Below are 15,871 nucleotides of genomic sequence, written 5' to 3'. Positions count from 1 at the left end.
CCTAGACCCGGTCGGAGTCGGCCTCCACAGGCAGGTTCGCCTGCTCTCGGACGATGCGTTGGGCCAGTTCAAGGCCCGCGGCTTGACCATCTCGGTAGGACTGATCGGCGGTCAGGACGCGGGCGTCCCGTTCCGCCTCGGCCAGCTTGGCGAGCAGCGCGGTGACCTCGACGGTGTCGAGCGGTTCGGACATCGGCGGTTCCTTAGCTAGTGCGGGTGACCACTCCCACATACCCCGTCGCGGGCCACCCCGGACAGGGGTTAGCCCGATCGGTGCGAACCGGCCTATAGTTCGCAGGGCTAAGCAATGCGAGGAGGGGCGGACGAGGGTGGCAGCGACACGGCAACGGCCATCCGCCATCCCCCGCGAAGTGTGGGTCATCGTCGCCGCGAACTTCATCATCGCCATCGGGTTCGGCCTGGTGGCGCCCGCACTGCCCTCCTTCGCGCGCAGTTTCGACGTCAGTGTCACCGCGGCGTCCATCGTGGTCAGCGCGTTCGCCGTGACCCGCCTCGCGTTCGCCCCCGTGAGCGGCAGGCTCGTGACCCGACTCGGTGAACGCAAGGTGTACCTAACGGGTCTGACCATCGTCGCCGTCACCACCGGTGCTTGCGCCTTCGCCACGCACTACTGGCAACTGGTAGCGCTACGCGCCCTCGGCGGCACGGGGTCGACCATGTTCACGGTCTCGGGAATCGCACTGCTGATCCACTTGACCCCATCTGATGTGCGCGGCAAAGCATCCGGCCTCTGGGGGACGAGTTTCCTGCTGGGCAACGTGGCGGGGCCATTGGTCGGCGGTGGACTGATCGGCATCTCGTTGCGCGCGCCGTTCCTCGTTTACGCCACCGCGCTCATGGTTGCCGTTGGCACTGTGTGGCTGTTCTTGCGCAAGTCCACCTTGATAGCTCCAGCGGGCCATGACACCACGCCAGTGATGCCGTTGCGGAAGGCATTACGCGACAGCGGTTATATAGCCGCGCTGACCTCCAGCTTTGTCAATGGTTGGGCGGTCTTTGGGGTGCGTGTCTCCCTGGTGCCGTTGTTCATCACCGAGGTGCTGCACCGCGATGGCACCTTCGCGGGAACCGCCTTGTCGGTGTTCGCCGCGGGCAACGTGGTGATGTTGCTGTTGTCCGGCCGACTGTCCGACCGGTGGGGCCGAAAACCGTTGATCCTGGTGGGGCTGGTGGTTTCGGCAGGCGGAACCATCTGGTTCGGTTTCACCGAGACGGTCACCGAGTTCCTCGTCGCCACGGTCGTCGCTGGTCTCGGCACCGGTCTGCTCACCCCGCCGCAGCAGGCCGTAGTGGCCGACGTGATGGGTAAATCCCGTGGTGGACAGGTTCTCGCGACCTTCCAGATGGCCGCGGACGTCGGCGCGATCCTGGGCCCGGTCGTGGCCGGTGTGCTCGCCGACCAACTGTCCTTCAGCTGGGCTTTCCTGGTGACCGGCGGATTGGCCGTGGTCGCCGCGCTGGTGTGGCTGCCAGCCAGGGAAACGCTGAACCGGGTCGGCGGCGCCGGGGCGGTCACCGATGTCGCCGACGCCGAGCGACCACGCGAGGCCGTTCAGTAGCCGTTCGGGCGAACGATTGGTCACATTGCGTCCGCGGATTGCTCCGTTGGGGCGGATTCGGCCCGACCAGGTGGCCAAAGTGGGTCGCTCGGCTGCGCTGCGGTGCTTCAGGTGGGAGCCTTTGTGGTACCCCACCCAGCGGGTTCACAACAGCTGATGCGGAGTGGTCCTATGGCTACCGCACTGTGGATCGTTGCCGCGGTGGTCGCTGTGGCGGTCATCGTCTGGCGATTGCGCCGCGCCAACACCACACTTGAGACGATCTTGCGTGAGGAGCGCGAACGCACCGAGCCGGTCGACACCGAACCAGGCGATGACGAAGGCCCAGAAGCGGAGCTGGCGGAGCCGGACGACCAGCCGCACTCCGTCGGCAGGCAGCGTTGGCGGCACTAAGCAAGTCACCCGATCAGGGCTGTGGATAACTTTCTCCGCGTTCGCCGGGAAGTCCCTACCTTTGCTGGCATGGCATTCAACCTGGAATACACCAGCAAGCGACAGGACATCAGCTACACGCTGACCGTGACGGCCGATGTCGACGGCGACCTCGCGATCGAGCTCACCGGCAAAGACGACGACAGCGTCCTGCTCGCACAAGGGAACCTGCAGCTGCCGCCGGGCGGCGCGGCCGAGACCGCGAAGCTGCTGCGCGACGCCCTGGTCGCCGTATCGGCGCTGGACACCAAGCGCCGCAGCACCGGCAACGCGCACCAACCCTGGTCGGCCGAACAGGACTCGACCTTGCGCGAGGCCTGGCTGGCGCACCCGCCCACCCGACCCGCGGCGGAGGTCATCCGCGAGTTGGCCGAGCACCGGCGGCGCTCGGCGGCGGCGATCCGCGCCCGATTGCCCAGGGTCGGCTGCGATCCGGACGTCACGGGCCGGTTGCTGACCGAGACGACCGCGGCACTGGTCGGTCGGGACGCGGTCGTCGCGTCCTGATCGGGCACCGGCCCAGCCCGGTGTCCCCGGCGGGCGGACCTGTCCGGCTTGGCGAGTGGCCCGGTCGCGGCCGGGACCAATCCGAACGGCATTGGTCCCGGCCGGGGTCGAGCCCGACCGTTCCCGTCCGCGCCGTTCCCGTCCGCGCTGTTCCCATTCACCGCTCGCCGCGCCCGGGCTGCCGGGCGCGGCGGGCCAACCGTCCACTTCAGACTTGTAGTTCCAGTGAGCTCTAGCTCTGCCCGCCGCACCGGATCCGGCGGGGTTTGGCGAGGTCACACGGCAGGTGCGTCGACCGGGGCACCCGCGGCACTAGGCCGACCGAGCGATTGACGGACCTTGATCCAACTTCTTATGGTCTAGACCATATGCCCGACTTGTCCAGGGAGGGAAACACATGCGGAGGACCTGGCGCGTGGTCGTGGTGACCGCGGTGGCGCTGTTGGCCGTACCGGCCGCGGCGGCGCCCGCGGCACCGATCGCGACCGTCGACCCCGGCGTGCAGCGGCTGCTGCCGCGCCCGGTGGAGGCGGTGGCGACCGGTCGCACCCCGTTCAGCCTGACCGAGGACAGCCGCATCGTCGCCGGGGGCGCGGCCAGGGCGGTCGCCGACTACCTCGGTGATCTGCTGCGCCCGGCGACCGGTTACCGACTGCCGATCACCGGCGGGCACGCCCGCCGCGGCGACATCGTGCTGGACCTCGGTCGGGGCAAGGGCCCGCAGGGCCACGCCGTCGAGGGGTACCGGCTGGTGACCGACGAGCGGGCGGCGACCATTTCCGCCGACACCCCGGCAGGCCTGTTCAACGGCGTGCAGACCTTCCGGCAACTGCTGCCCGCGTGGGTGGAGAGCCGGAGCAAGGTCGGCGGGCCGTGGAAGGCGCAGGCCGCGAAGATCAGCGACTACCCCCGGTTCGGCTACCGGGGCGTCATGCTCGACGTGGCGCGCAGCTACCTGACGGTCGCCGAGATCAAGCGCTACATCGACACCGCGGTGCTGTTCAAGGTCAACACAGTGCACCTGCACCTGACCGACGACCAGGCCTGGCGGATCGCGATCAACCCGCCCGAGGACAACCCCTCCGGGCTGGACTACGGCGCGCTGACCCGGGTCGGCTCGCTCGGCGGCGCCGACCGGTACGGCAACGGCACCCCGCTCGGCACCGGCCCGGCGATCCGCGGTTCCTACACCCAGCGCGACTACTCGGAGATCGTCGCCCACGCCCGGTCCCGGTTCGTCACCGTCGTGCCCGAGATCGACGGGCCGGGCCACACCAACGCCGCGCTGGCGTCGATCCCGCAACTGAACCCCGACGGCGTCACCAAGCCGATGAACAACACCGCCGACGTCGGCTACTCGACGCTGGACGCCAACTCCCCGGTCACCTACGAGTTCCTGCGCACCGTGCTCGGCCAGCTCGCCAAGCTCACCCCCGGCCCGTACCTGCACATCGGTGGGGACGAGGCGCTGGTGACCGGGCACGACAACTACCTGACCTACCTGCGCAAGGTGCTGCCGGAGGTCACCGCGCTGGGCAAGATCCCGATGGGCTGGAACGAGTTCGCCGCGGTCGACCTCCCTCCGGGCGCGGTGATCCACTTCTGGCGCGGTGCGACGCTCGCGGACACGCTCAAGCAGGTGGCCAGGGGCGCGAAGGTCGTCATGTCGCCCGCCGGGACCACCTACCTCGACCAGAAGTACGACCCGAGCAGCCCCATCGGCCTGAGTTGGGCCTGCCGCAACGCCTGCGACTTCGACCGCTACTACGACTGGGAGCCGGTGCGCGACGGCCTCACCGAGTCCGACGTCATCGGGGTGACCGGTCCGCTCTGGTCGGAGACCATCCGCGGCCTGGCTCAAGCGGAGTGGCTGAGCCACCCGCGGCTGGCGTCGATCGCCGAGGTCGCCTGGACCCAGCAGTCCGCGCGCAACCTCGCCGACTTCACCGCCCGCCTGTCATCGCTGGGCAGCAGGCTCACCATCGCCGGGGTCAACTTCCGCCCCAGCCCCGCGGTCCCGTGGACCACCGACATCTCCGCCCCCAGCCAGCGCACCCGAACCCTGCGCGGCGAGATCGCCCGCTTCACCGCCCCCAGCGCCGCCGCCCCCTTAGCCACCCTCGATCACGGCGACGGCACCAAGGCGGACGCCACCGTCACCCCCACCACGACCGCCGGTCCCCTGACCGCCCCCGGCCTGTGGAAGGTCACCGCCGCCGAACACCGCTACTCCCGCCCCGGCACTTACCGGGCCACCCTCACCATCACCACCCCAACCGGCGTGGCCACCACCCACTTCACCATCACCACCCACCTCTAACCCAGCGTCGGGGAGCCGTCCGCACGCGGCTCCCCGACGCCTCCCTCACCGACCATCCGCCCCCGCGCCCCCGGCCGCCTGCGCCAGGTCAGCACAACCACCAGCCAGATCCCACCCACCAAGGAGACCCCGGTCCCCACAGCCAGCCACCCCGAACGATCAGGTTTGTCGACAGTGGGCGCCCCTTCCAACCCCGCCGCCGTGAACGCGGTCGTCGGCTTGAGCGGCTCTCCCGCAACCTCAACGACGACGCCCTCGATGAGGGACACGGGGATGCCGCCCTGGCCGGGTTCGCCGGAGTAGATGCGGGAGTCCCTGGAGAGACTCCGGTAGTCCCCCGCGACGAACACCGTGCCTGCGGGCACCTGAGCCGCGAACGGACGAGCCAAGCTGGGGTCCTCGTCAAAGAGGTAGTCCTCAACGACTCTCTTGCCATTAACGGTCAAAGCCCCGTCGTCATCACCCGCCACCGAGTCCCCACCAACCGCGATGACCCGCTTGATCAGCAGGTTCCCCCCTTGGACCGGTTCATCATCCGGCCAACCACCCAGGGCGAACACGATGATGTCCCCCCGCCGCACCTGATCCCCCTCGACCTCCAACACCTTGATCGAGTCCCCCCGCGTCATCGTCGGCGTCATGGAGTCCGCACTCTCGCGATACCTCTCATACCCCGGCGCTGTAACAAACGCCCAGACCACAAGGGCCAAACCCGCCACCACAACGGCAACGGGCAGCATCCACCTGACCATCAAATCTCCCCAGAAGTAGCCACCAACAGTCTACTAAGGACTCCCCCAAGTCCCCACCCACACCCCCAACCCCCAGCGCCCAGCGCCCCCCCGATGCGACGACCGAAGGTCGAGCGAGCCACGCTGGGTCCCCCCTTGGTGGTCCAGGCGCTTCGCGGTTCTCGTCCGCTACGCAAGCTCCGCGAACTCACCGCTCCGCGCCTTCCCCGCCACCGCACCGTGGGCCGATAGCCCATTCGTCGCATACCCAATGCGACGACCGAAGGTCGAGCGAGCCACGCTGGGTCGAGAGTGATCGCACCGTGGGGGCCTGGGGGGTCGCCCCCCAGATGCAACGCAAGCGACCCACGTCCACGCTTTCCGTGGACATGGGTCGCCGTCGCGCGCGCCCGAAGGGATTCGAACCCCTAACCTTCTGATCCGTAGTCAGATGCTCTATCCGTTGAGCTACGGGCGCTTGTTCAGTTGTCATCCGGCGGGCCGGATGTACAGCGGAGGCTCCGGGATTTGAACCCGGGAGGGGCTTTGAACCCCAACCGCATTAGCAGTGCGGCGCCATAGACCAGACTAGGCGAAGCCTCCCGGGGCCCCAGTGGCCGCTCGGGAGGTAAGACTACACAGGTGCCTCGACGGAGGGCAAAACGCCCCCCGGTCAGCGTCGTAAGGCGCGCAAAAGTGCTGGTGGGCGGCCTCCGAAGCCCTCGGCCTCGATCGCGGCGAGGGCCACTCGGGGGAGGTCCCGGACGGCGGGGAAGATCAGGAAGCGGGGGTTCCAGGTGGGGCCGAACTTGGCGTTGAAGCGGTAGAGGGTCTCGATCTGCCACCAGCGGCTGCCAATGCGGAGGGCTTTGGCCCAGAGCCGGGCGACGGGGCCCGCGCCGATGCGGCCGCCGCGTTCGATGGCGGCTCGGAAGACGGCGAAGTTGAGCGAGACGCGGGTGACGCCGAGGGCGGCGCAGGCGCCGAGGAGGTCGGCGATCATCAGTTCGTTGAGGCCGTTGTCGCCGGTGGCGCGGTCTCGGCGCATGAGGTCCAGGGACAGGCCGTCGCTGCCCCAGGGGACGAACTGGAGCAGGCCGGTGACCTCGCCCGCCCTGGCCGCGGTGACCAGGACGCAGTCGGGGTCGTCGGGGCCCGCCAGGCGGGACAGGGCCATGGAGAAGCCGCGCTCGGTCTCGGTGCCGCGCCAGTGCTCGGCCAGGGTGGTCAGTTCGGCGCGTTCGACCTCGCCCAGGTCGGCGGAGCGGCGGACGGTGACCTCGTAGCCCGCGCGGCGCAGTTTGGCGCAGGCTTGCCGGACGCCGCGCATCGAGCGGCCGTCGAGGGTGAAGCCGGGGACGTCGACGATGGCCTCGTCGCCGAGTTCGATCGCGTCGAGGCCGTAGCGGACCCACACCGTCGCGCCGCGTTCCGAGCAGCCGATGACGGCGGGGACCCAGCCGTTGTCGCGGCAGTCGGCGAGGAAGACCTCGATCGCGCCCGGCCACGCCTCGATGTCGCCGAGCGGGTCGCCGGAGGCCAGGGCCACGCCCGCGAGGACCCGGAACGGCACCGCGGCCTTGCCGGACGGGGAGAACACGACCGACTTGTCCCGGCGCAGCGCGAAGTAGCCGAGCGAGTCCTCGGCGCCGCGGGCGGCGAGCAGGTCGCGCAGGCCGCTCTCGGCCGCCGGCGACAGGCCCTGCTTGGGCTCGGCGGACCGCAGCAGGTAGTAGCCGCCGAGCAGGAGCGCGCCGATGCCGAAGGCGAGGCCGATGGCGGCGCTGAGGTCGTCGAGCCACGGCACGGGTTGCACCGGGCCGGAGACGCCGATCAGGGCGAGCAGCGCGTGCAGTGCCCGGTCGAGCAGGCCCGCGTTGTCGGTGAAGCGGGACGGGGTGGTGCTGAGCAGCACGAAGTTCGCCAGGAACCCGGCGAGCCACAGCTGCAGGGTGACCCGCACGGCCCGCCACTTGCCGTGCACCGGGTCGGGTTTGGCGGTGAAGTGGCTGCGGGTACCGATCAGCGCGACGCACAGCACGAGGGCGGTGACGCCGGAGCCGATGCCGTGGCGCCAGCCGAGGTGGGCCAGCGCGATGAGGCCGGTGACCACGACCGCCACCTGCCAGGCCCTGCGCTTGCGCCTGCGCAGGGCGGTGGCGAGCATCAGCAGCATGACGCCGCTGGCCAGGACCACGACGCCCGCCGCGACGGTCGCCTCGGTCGGCAGGTCGAGCCAGCCACCGATCGTGTCGCGCAATCTGCGCCGCCCGACCGGCAGCACGACCGAGACCACGGCCAGCAACCCCACCACGCGCGCCGACCACGTCAGCAGCCGCAACGTCAGCTCATCACTTGGCCGCCACCGGCGTCCCTCAACCCTGGGCCGCGACGGGCGGCCGTCTTGCTCGTCACCCACGTGCACAGTGTCCACGCCCACCGGCCGGCGGCGATTCATGGCGATCTCGAACACATCGGCAAGCGGGTCCGCCCCGCTAGAGTCGCCGGTGCCACACCCAGAAGGAGGGGCACACACATGGACAAAGTCGTCCCGAGCGCCGCGGCGGCAGTAGCCGACATCCCGGACAACGCGACCCTCGCCGTCGGCGGGTTCGGTCTCTGCGGCATCCCGAGCGCGCTCATCCAGGCGCTGCTCGCGAAAGGCGTCACCGGCCTGCAGGTCACGTCGAACAACTGCGGCGTGGACGACTGGGGCCTTGGCCTGCTGCTGCGCGAGAAGCGCATATCCAGGATGACGAGCTCCTATGTCGGCGAGAACAAGGAGTTCGCCCGGCAGTACCTCTCTGGGGAGCTCGAGGTAGAGCTGACTCCGCAAGGCACGCTCGCCGAGCGCTTGCGCGCGGGTGGCTCCGGTATCCCCGCCTTCTTCACCCGGACGGGCGTCGGTACCCAGGTAGCCGACGGCGGTGTGCCGTGGCGCTATGACGACGCAGGCAACGTCGCCGTGTCCTCCCCCGCGAAGGAGGTCCGCGAGTTCGACGGCCACGACTACGTCCTTGAGCGGTCCATCACCACCGACTTCGGGCTTGTCCGCGCATGGAAGGGCGACCGGCACGGCAACCTCGTGTTCCGGGACTCCGCGCAGAACTTCAACCCCCTGTGTGCCATGGCGGGCCGCATCAGCATCGCCGAGGTCGAGGAGTTGGTTGAGCCGGGTGACCTGGCGCCGGGTGAGATCCACCTGCCGGGCATCTTCGTGCAGCGCGTAGTGGTGCTGACCCCGGAAGAGGCCGTCGAGAAGCGCATCGAGCGCCGGACCGTGCGTACTAGGGAGGCGTGAGATGGGACTGACTCGAGAGCAGATGGCCGCCCGTGCGGCGGCAGAGCTGTCTGACGGCTCTTACGTCAACCTGGGCATCGGCCTGCCGACCCTGGTGCCCAACTACGTCCCAGACGACGTGGAAATCGTGCTCCAGTCCGAGAACGGCATCCTCGGCGTCGGCCCTTACCCGTGGGACGGCGAAGAGGATGCCGACCTCATCAACGCGGGCAAGGAAACCGTTACCCTCCGCCGCGGGGCGTCGTTCTTCGACTCGGCCCTGTCCTTCGGGATGATCCGCGGCGGCAAGGTGGACGCGGCGATCCTCGGTGCCATGCAGGTGTCCAAGGTCGGTGACATCGCGAACTGGATGATCCCCGGCAAGATGGTCAAGGGCATGGGCGGCGCGATGGACCTGGTGCACGGCGCCAAGAAGGTCATCGTCCTGATGGAACACGTGGCCAAGGACGGCTCGTACAAGATCGTCGACGAGTGCTCGCTGCCCTACACCGGCCTGCAGGTGGCGCAGCGGATCATCACCGACCTCGCGGTCATCGACATCACCGCGGACGGCCTGGTGCTGCGCGAGGTCGCGCCCGGGGTGAGCGTGGACGAGGTCAGGGCGAAGACGGAGCCGGACCTCATCGTCACCGACGTGGTGGAAGCCGCGGTCTGAGGCAACGGGGGGCGGGGCGACCCGTCCCCTTCCTCAGCGCGGGGTGACCGAGTCGACCAGGTCCCGCAGCCGCTGGGACAGCCTGGGTGTGTCGGCGGGCGCCAGGGTCAGCCAGTCGACCCCGTCGCGCTTGGTCGGCAGGGCCAAGTAGCGGCCCGCGGTCGTGTCGAACCAGTTCACCACGTCGGTGCGGGTGCGCCTGCCCATCCGGTCGACGCTGTTGGCCGCGATCTGGCCGCCGCCGTGCCGCGAGTTCTCGACCAGGGTCGCGATGGTCCGCATGTCCCGCCCGGTCACACCGCCCTGGTTCAGCGCGGTCTCCAGCCCGGCGAACCCGGTGTCGACGTAGGCGTCTATCGCGTTGTGGAAGACCGACTTCGCCAGCGTGACCGCCGTTCCCGGGCCGGGTTCGGCGTCGGGCAGCAGTGCCACGATCTCGCTGACGATGGCGCCACCGCGCAACTGCCCGATGCGGATGCGCTCGCCCATCTGCACGGCCAGCACGGTCCGGCTCCCGCGCCCCGCGCCGAGCACCCGGACGTGGCGACCGACCGAGAGCAGCCCGTCGACGCTGTACTCGTGCTGCGCGAGGACGGTCAGCGAGTCCTCGAGGTCGCGGTTGAGGTCGGTGCCGTCGTGCAACCCGCGCGCCGCCAAGCCATCGATGACCTCTTTGCGCAGGCGGTCGCGGTCGTCGGTGGTCTCACCGAAGGAGGGCACGTCGAGCGGGTACGGCCGGTCGGTGCGCCCGAGCGATTCCCACAGCAGGTCGAACTCGACCAGCGTCAGCGATGCGATCCTCACCGCAGGTGGGCGTCGAACCAGTTGAGGGCGCGCGCCCAGGCCTCGGGGGCGCCCGGCTCCGGCCGGTACCGGACCACGTCGGTGGCGATCTTGGCCGAGGCGGCGGCCTCGCGCAGCTTCTCGACGGTGGCCACGTCGCTGTCTTCGCGGTAGAGGCCCAGCCAGGGCACCCGCAGTTCGCCCGCGACCTCGATCAGCGCGGGCAGCCCGTCGGACAACGGCTCCAGGATCCCGCCGCCGGACACGGTGACCGCCGCGCCGATGTCGCGGCTGGCGGCGACGACGAGGGCGACCGAGCCGCCGAGTTCGAAGCCGATCACGCCGATCCGGTCCGCGGCGAGGCCGTGGCCAGCCAGCCAGGCGAACCCGATGTCGGTCGCGGCGAGCACGGATTCGCCGGACAGGCCGCTGACCTTGTCCCGCGCCTCGTCGTGCCCGATCTCGGCTGACCCCGCCTCACCCGGGTACAGGTGCGGGACAACCACCAACCAGCCCTCGCCCGCGAGGCCCGCGACCATGCCGGTCGTGGTCTCGGTGATCCCCCTGGCCTCGTGCAGCACCACGAGTCCACCTCTGGTCACCCCGTCCGGTTCGGCGTAGGTGAGGCGCAGCGCACGGCCGTCATCGAGCCGGAAGTCCTCTGTGCGTGTCTGGGCCATGACATACCCAACCATGCCGGGGTTAATAGCAGTCAACGTGATCACACGCTCACCCATCCGCAGGAAAAGGCGCATTTTCACCCGTCGAGCGGCGCTCGGATATCGGACGGTCGTGTCCGCTCGATAGCATGGCGGACCTGGAGCCATTTTGGACTCACGAGGAGCATCGATGACCGTGCGAACCCGCGCCGACCTGGACTCGCTGCCCGGCTACATCCCCGGCAAGAGCGTGCCGGGGGCGGTGAAGCTGGCCAGCAACGAGGTGTCGCTCGGCCCGCTGCCCAGCGTGGTGACCGCGATCGCCGAGGCGGCCGGGCGGATCAACCGCTACCCCGACAGCGGCGCGACCGAGCTGGTGGCCAGGCTGGCGGCCAAGCTGGGCGTGGCGGAGAGCCAGGTGACCGTCGGCTGCGGCTCGGTGACCCTGTGCCAGCAGCTGATCCAGGCGACCTGCACCGACCGCGACGAGGTGCTGTTCCCGTGGCGCTCGTTCGAGGCGTACCCGATCCTGACCCAGGTGGTCGGCGCCGGGCAGGTCCGCGTGCCGCTGACCGAGGGCCACGCGCTCGACATCGACGCGATGATCGCCGCGATCACCCCGGCCACCCGCCTGGTCTACGTCTGCACCCCGAACAACCCGACCGGCACCGCGCTGCGCCGCGCCGACCTGGAGCGGTTCATCGACGCGGTGCCCGCGGACGTGCTCGTGGTGATCGATGAGGCGTACCGCGAGTTCGTGGCCGACCCCGAGGTGCCAGACGGCGTGGTGATCGCCAAGGAGCAGTGGGCGCGCGGGCGCGACAACGTGGCGGTGCTGCGGACCTTCTCCAAGGCGTACGGCTTGGCGGGCCTGCGGGTGGGTTACCTGGTGGCGCCGGACGCGGTGACCGAGACCGTGCGCAAGGTGTTCGTGCCCTTCGGCGTGAACGCGATCGCGCAGGTGGCGGCGCTGGCCTCGTTGGACGCCGAGGACGAGCTGCTGGCGCGCTGCCGCGACATCGTGGCCGAGCGCGGGCGGGTTCGGGCGGAGCTGCTCGCGCTCGGGTACGAGGTGCCCGAGACCGAGGCGAACTTCGTGTGGCTGCCGCTGGGCGAGGACACCGCGGCGTTCAACGAGCACTGCCTCAACCACAAGGTCGTGGTGCGCGCGTTCGCCGGTGACGGTGCCCGGGTCACCATCGGCACCCCCGAGGAGAACGACCTGTTCCTCTCGGCGGCCAAGGCCTTCCCGCGGTAACTACTTCAGCAGCAGCTGGACGATCGCCGCGGTCCCGACGACCACGATCACGCCGCGCAGGACGGTGGGCGAGAGCTTCTTGCCCACCTTCGCGCCGATCACCCCACCGATGGTCGACCCGACCGCGATCAACGCGAACGCCCACCACGCCACATCGGCGACGAACACGAACACCAGGCCCGACGCCAGGTTCACGACGGCGGCGAGCACGTTCTTGATCGCGTTGACCCGCTGCAGCGACTCCTGCAGCAGGATGCCCATGATCCCCATCAGCAGGATCCCCTGGGCCGCGCCGAAGTAGCCGCCGTAGACCCCGACCACGAAGACCGCCGCGAGCAGGCCGACGCCCCCGTGCGGGTGGCGCTCGGCCTGCCGCTCGGCGAGTTTGCGCGCCAGCCACGGCTGTGCGACGACCAGGATCAGCGCAATGGCGATGAGGACGGGGACGATCGCCTCGAACGCGCTCGAGGGCAGCACGAGCAGCAGGATCGCGCCGATGATGCCACCGGTGGTGGACGCGGCGCCCAGGCGGAGCAGGCGGGTGCGCTGACCGACGAGCTGGTCGCGGTAGCCGATCGCGCCGGACACCGAGCCGGGCACCAGGCCCATGCCGTTGGAGATGTTCGCGACCACCGGCGGGTAGCCGACGGCGAGCAGGACGGGGAAGGTGATCAGGGTGCCCGAGCCCACCACCGAGTTGATCCCCCCGGCGAGCACCCCGGCCACGAAGACCAGCACGCCTTCCCAAGGGCTCACCGAACACGTCCGATCATCCGCACCCCGCCGACCCTAGTCGAGCCGCCGACCCCCGGCCGAAGTCCGCGACCAGCATCCCAAAGGCTGATGGCCGCCACCCGCACCGCGTCCACTGCGGCCTTTCGGGGGTTGGGCGCGGCGCACCTGGCGCGGACGGAGCTGCGTCCGGCGCGATGGTGGCCAGCGAGCACAGTGTCGCCGACGGCGAGCGGGCCGAGGCCATCGTCGAACTGTGCGCCGCGCGGCACCGATGCGCAGCCCGCGCGTGCGGTCCTCCTGCAGCCGCAGGTCCTCGTCGGCGCGCACGATCCACTGTGCGCGGCTCGTGGCCTGGTCATGGCGGGGGACGAAGACGGCTCCCACACCGTCGAGGCGGCCCACGGCGTCCGGAACGCGGTCAACCGAGTGCCTCGATCCTCCGCCGCCCGCGTCCCCGATCGTCGCGGGCGGGCCCCCTGGACCGGTGGGCGGGCGGGTCAGCCGAAGGCGGCGAGCATCTCGGCCTTGGCGTCGTCCAGGTACTCGCGCAGTTGGGCCACCGCGCCTTCGATGTCGCCTTCGCGGACGGAGTCGGCGATAGCGGCGTTGCGGGTCAGGTACTTCTCGTGGAAGGCGCGGGGATCGCCCATCTCGTGGAAGCCCAGGCGCAGCTCAGCGGTGAGCTGACTCATCAGCTCGTCCAGGCGGGCGCTACCCACCGAGGCGACGATGGCCTTGTGGAAGCGCATGTTCGCGGTGCCGACACCTAGCCAGTCCTCCGCTGCGGCGCGGGCCCGGCCCTCGTCGACGGCCTGAGCCATCGCGGTCCAGTCCGGTTCGCGGGAGCGGCGCAGCGCGGTCAACTCGATCAGGACCCGGACGGTGAACAGGTCGCTGACGTCGTCGGCGGTCAGGGCCCGGACGAACACGCCGCGGTTGACCTTGTGCTCGATCAGCTTCTCGTGCGCCAGCAGCCGGAACGCCTCGCGCAGGGTGTTGCGGGAGATCTCCAGCGGCTCGAGCAGGGACTCCTCGACGACCCGGTCGCCGGGCCGCAGGCCGCCTTCCATGATCAGTTCACGCAGCGTGTCGGCGGTGACCTCGGCCGCCGTCCCGTGCGACCGCCGCCGCACCCCGGCCAGGTCACGCAGCCTGTCCAACGCGTCCTCGACGCTCAACGCACCCTCCCGATCACCCGCACCGACCCGGACCTGATTGTCAGATCGTTCAACAATCATACAGTTCACATGTAGGATCGTCCAATTGAAGTATTGTCATATTGTTGAACAATCGCCACACTGGGACGCCACGGTAGGTGAGCGACCGAGCGGGGTGAGTGATGGCAGACACGACAGGCACGGCAGACACAGCAGGTACGGCAGGTACGGCAGGTACGGCAGAGCAGGCAGGCAAGACGGGGCAGGCGGCCACCAGGCGGGGGCGCTGGTGGCGGGACCTGCCCCAGCGCGGCCGCAAAGCCGTGGTCGGGGCCTTCCTCGGCTACGGGCTCGACTCCTACGACTTCTGGGTCCTCCCGCTCGGCCTCACCGCCATCGCGGCGACCTTCGGCCTCAACACCGGCCAGACCGGCCTGCTCTCCACCACGACCCTGGTGTTCTCAGCGGTCGGCGGCGTCGCGGCCGGGGTGCTGGCTGACCGGCTGGGCCGGGTCCGGACGCTGATGATCACGGTCATCACCTACGCGGTGTTCACCGCCCTGTGCGGCCTCGCGCCCAACTACGAGACCCTCCTGGCCCTGCGCGCCATGCAGGGCCTCGGCTTCGGCGGTGAGTGGGCGACCGGCGCGATCCTGGTCGCCGAGTACGTCAACGCCACCCACCGCGGCCGAGCGGCGGCGCTGGTGCAGAGCTCCTGGGCGGTCGGCTGGGGCCTGGCCGCGCTGGTGTCCACGCTGGTGTTCAGCCTGACCGACCCGAGCACCGGCTGGCGGATCCTCTTCTTCACCGGCGCCCTGCCCGCCCTGCTGGTCATCTACCTGCGGCGCGGCCTGCAGGACGCCCCGGTCTTCACCCCGGAGAAGGCCCGCGGCTCGCTCAAGGCGATCTTCCGAAGGGACCTGCTCAAGCGCACCGTCTTCGCTTCATTGCTGGCCACCGGCTGCCAGGGCGGCTACTACACGCTGGCCACCTGGCTGCCCACGTTCCTGGCCAAGAACCGCGGCCTCACCGTGATCGGCACCGGCGGCTACCTGGTGTTCCTCATCAGCGGCGCCTTCCTCGGTTACCTCACCGGCGGCCAGGTCGCCGACCGGTTCGGCCGCAAGACCGCCTTCCGGCTGTTCGCCGTGCTCAGCGCGGTCCTGCTGCTCGCCTACACGCAGCTGCCCAGCTCGGTCGGCGGGTACGTGATGTACCTGGGCTTCCCGCTCGGCTTCTGCTCGTCAGCGATCTTCTCCGGCTTCGGCGCGTACCTGGCCGAGCTCTACCCCAGCCGGGCCCGCGGCGCGGGTCCCGGGTTCACCTACAACTTCGGCCGCGCGGTCGGCGCCTTCTTCCCCACCGCGATCGGCTTCATCGCACTCACCTACGGCATCGGTGGCGCGATGGCCTTCGGCGCTGTCGCGTACGGCATCGCCTTCGTCTCGCTGTTCTGGTTGCCCGAGACCCGGGACCAGGAGCTGTCCGAATAGAACGTCCATAGGGGACAAAGGCCGGGCGTCGACCGGCGTCCGGCCACACCGTGTTGCGTACAGGGGTAAGGCCATGTCCGACCTCGCGATGATCGCCCTGGGTGTGTTGATGGCGTGCCTGGGCGCGCTGTGGCTGCTCGGCAAAGCGGAGCTGTTCGGCAGGCTGGCGGTGACCGGCTTCGTGCTCGGGTCGCTCGCCATGCTGTCGGTGTTCGTGATGTTCAGCTGAAGATGGGGCGACACCCCCAGGCGTCGCCCCA

The 15,871-nt window shown here is 69.9% G+C and carries 16 protein-coding genes and 2 tRNA genes; 9 read left to right on the top strand and 9 right to left on the bottom strand.

Going from position 1 to position 15,871, the window contains the following annotated elements; genetic code table 11:
* Position 1: 1 nt before the first annotated feature.
* Positions 2-193, bottom strand: a complete 192-nt coding sequence (locus LV75_RS15355; RefSeq protein ID WP_253887562.1) for a hypothetical protein — start codon at positions 191-193, stop codon at positions 2-4.
* A gap of 136 nt (positions 194-329) precedes the next feature.
* On the opposite strand from LV75_RS15355, the gene LV75_RS15350 reads away from it, so the two are divergent.
* From LV75_RS15350 to LV75_RS15335, 4 genes are all read left to right on the top strand, one after another.
* The gene (locus LV75_RS15350; RefSeq protein WP_253887561.1) at positions 330-1,580 is read left to right on the top strand and encodes an MFS transporter; all 1,251 of its coding nucleotides are present in this window, start codon (positions 330-332) and stop codon (positions 1,578-1,580) included.
* A 171-nt stretch (positions 1,581-1,751) separates the two neighbouring features.
* Entirely contained in the window at positions 1,752-1,973 is a 222-nt protein-coding gene (locus tag LV75_RS15345; RefSeq protein ID WP_253887560.1) for a hypothetical protein, read from the top strand.
* A 69-nt stretch (positions 1,974-2,042) separates the two neighbouring features.
* Positions 2,043-2,519, top strand: a complete 477-nt coding sequence (locus LV75_RS15340) for a hypothetical protein (RefSeq protein WP_253887559.1) — start codon at positions 2,043-2,045, stop codon at positions 2,517-2,519.
* 397 nt (positions 2,520-2,916) lie between these two features.
* Entirely contained in the window at positions 2,917-4,839 is a 1,923-nt protein-coding gene (locus tag LV75_RS15335; protein ID WP_253887558.1) for a beta-N-acetylhexosaminidase, read from the top strand.
* Here LV75_RS15335 and lepB read toward each other — a convergent pair.
* From lepB to LV75_RS15315, 4 genes are all read right to left on the bottom strand, one after another.
* Positions 4,836-5,579, bottom strand: coding sequence for a signal peptidase I (gene lepB, locus LV75_RS15330; RefSeq protein WP_253887732.1), 744 nt, complete (start codon positions 5,577-5,579; stop codon positions 4,836-4,838). The two genes, LV75_RS15335 and lepB, sit on opposite strands and share 4 nt — an antisense overlap.
* 396 nt (positions 5,580-5,975) lie before the next feature.
* Positions 5,976-6,048 (bottom strand) — tRNA-Arg (locus LV75_RS15325).
* A gap of 35 nt (positions 6,049-6,083) precedes the next feature.
* A tRNA-Ser gene (locus LV75_RS15320) sits at positions 6,084-6,173 on the bottom strand.
* Between the two features lie 70 nt (positions 6,174-6,243).
* Complete coding sequence (locus tag LV75_RS15315; protein ID WP_372504176.1) at positions 6,244-8,028, bottom strand: phosphatidylglycerol lysyltransferase domain-containing protein; 1,785 nt, start codon at positions 8,026-8,028, stop codon at positions 6,244-6,246.
* Positions 8,029-8,106: 78 nt separating this feature from the next.
* Here LV75_RS15315 and LV75_RS15310 point away from each other — a divergent pair, with 78 nt between their 5' ends.
* Complete coding sequence (locus tag LV75_RS15310; RefSeq protein WP_253887557.1) at positions 8,107-8,871, top strand: CoA transferase subunit A; 765 nt, start codon at positions 8,107-8,109, stop codon at positions 8,869-8,871.
* 1 nt (position 8,872) lies between these two features.
* The gene (locus tag LV75_RS15305) at positions 8,873-9,526 is read left to right on the top strand and encodes a CoA transferase subunit B (RefSeq protein WP_253887556.1); all 654 of its coding nucleotides are present in this window, start codon (positions 8,873-8,875) and stop codon (positions 9,524-9,526) included.
* 33 nt (positions 9,527-9,559) lie between these two features.
* On the opposite strand, the gene LV75_RS15300 is transcribed toward LV75_RS15305, so the two are convergent.
* Complete coding sequence (locus LV75_RS15300) at positions 9,560-10,330, bottom strand: ESX secretion-associated protein EspG (RefSeq protein WP_253887555.1); 771 nt, start codon at positions 10,328-10,330, stop codon at positions 9,560-9,562.
* Positions 10,327-10,989 (bottom strand): dienelactone hydrolase family protein, encoded by a 663-nt coding sequence (locus LV75_RS15295; RefSeq protein ID WP_253887554.1) that lies wholly within the window; start codon positions 10,987-10,989, stop codon positions 10,327-10,329. Before LV75_RS15295 ends, LV75_RS15300 begins: the two co-directional genes overlap by 4 nt.
* Positions 10,990-11,158: 169 nt before the next feature.
* Between LV75_RS15295 and hisC the strand changes: the two genes are divergently transcribed.
* Positions 11,159-12,226 (top strand): histidinol-phosphate transaminase, encoded by a 1,068-nt coding sequence (gene hisC, locus LV75_RS15290; protein ID WP_253887553.1) that lies wholly within the window; start codon positions 11,159-11,161, stop codon positions 12,224-12,226.
* Here the strand turns inward: hisC and LV75_RS15285 are convergent, their stop codons facing one another.
* Complete coding sequence (locus LV75_RS15285; RefSeq protein ID WP_253887552.1) at positions 12,227-12,982, bottom strand: sulfite exporter TauE/SafE family protein; 756 nt, start codon at positions 12,980-12,982, stop codon at positions 12,227-12,229. It abuts the gene before it with no gap.
* Between the two features lie 476 nt (positions 12,983-13,458).
* Positions 13,459-14,139 (bottom strand): GntR family transcriptional regulator, encoded by a 681-nt coding sequence (locus LV75_RS15280; RefSeq protein WP_253887551.1) that lies wholly within the window; start codon positions 14,137-14,139, stop codon positions 13,459-13,461.
* Positions 14,140-14,300: 161 nt separating this feature from the next.
* Between LV75_RS15280 and LV75_RS15275 the strand changes: the two genes are divergently transcribed.
* Both LV75_RS15275 and LV75_RS15270 read left to right on the top strand, forming a co-directional pair.
* Positions 14,301-15,611, top strand: a complete 1,311-nt coding sequence (locus LV75_RS15275) for an MFS transporter (RefSeq protein WP_253887550.1) — start codon at positions 14,301-14,303, stop codon at positions 15,609-15,611.
* Between the two features lie 73 nt (positions 15,612-15,684).
* Positions 15,685-15,840, top strand: coding sequence for a hypothetical protein (locus tag LV75_RS15270; protein WP_253887549.1), 156 nt, complete (start codon positions 15,685-15,687; stop codon positions 15,838-15,840).
* The last annotated feature ends 31 nt before the right edge of the window (positions 15,841-15,871 follow it).

Origin of the sequence: Actinokineospora diospyrosa (assembly GCF_024171925.1) — a bacterium.
Classification (GTDB): domain Bacteria; phylum Actinomycetota; class Actinomycetes; order Mycobacteriales; family Pseudonocardiaceae; genus Actinokineospora; species Actinokineospora diospyrosa.
This window is presented reverse-complemented; position numbering and strand designations above follow the sequence as displayed.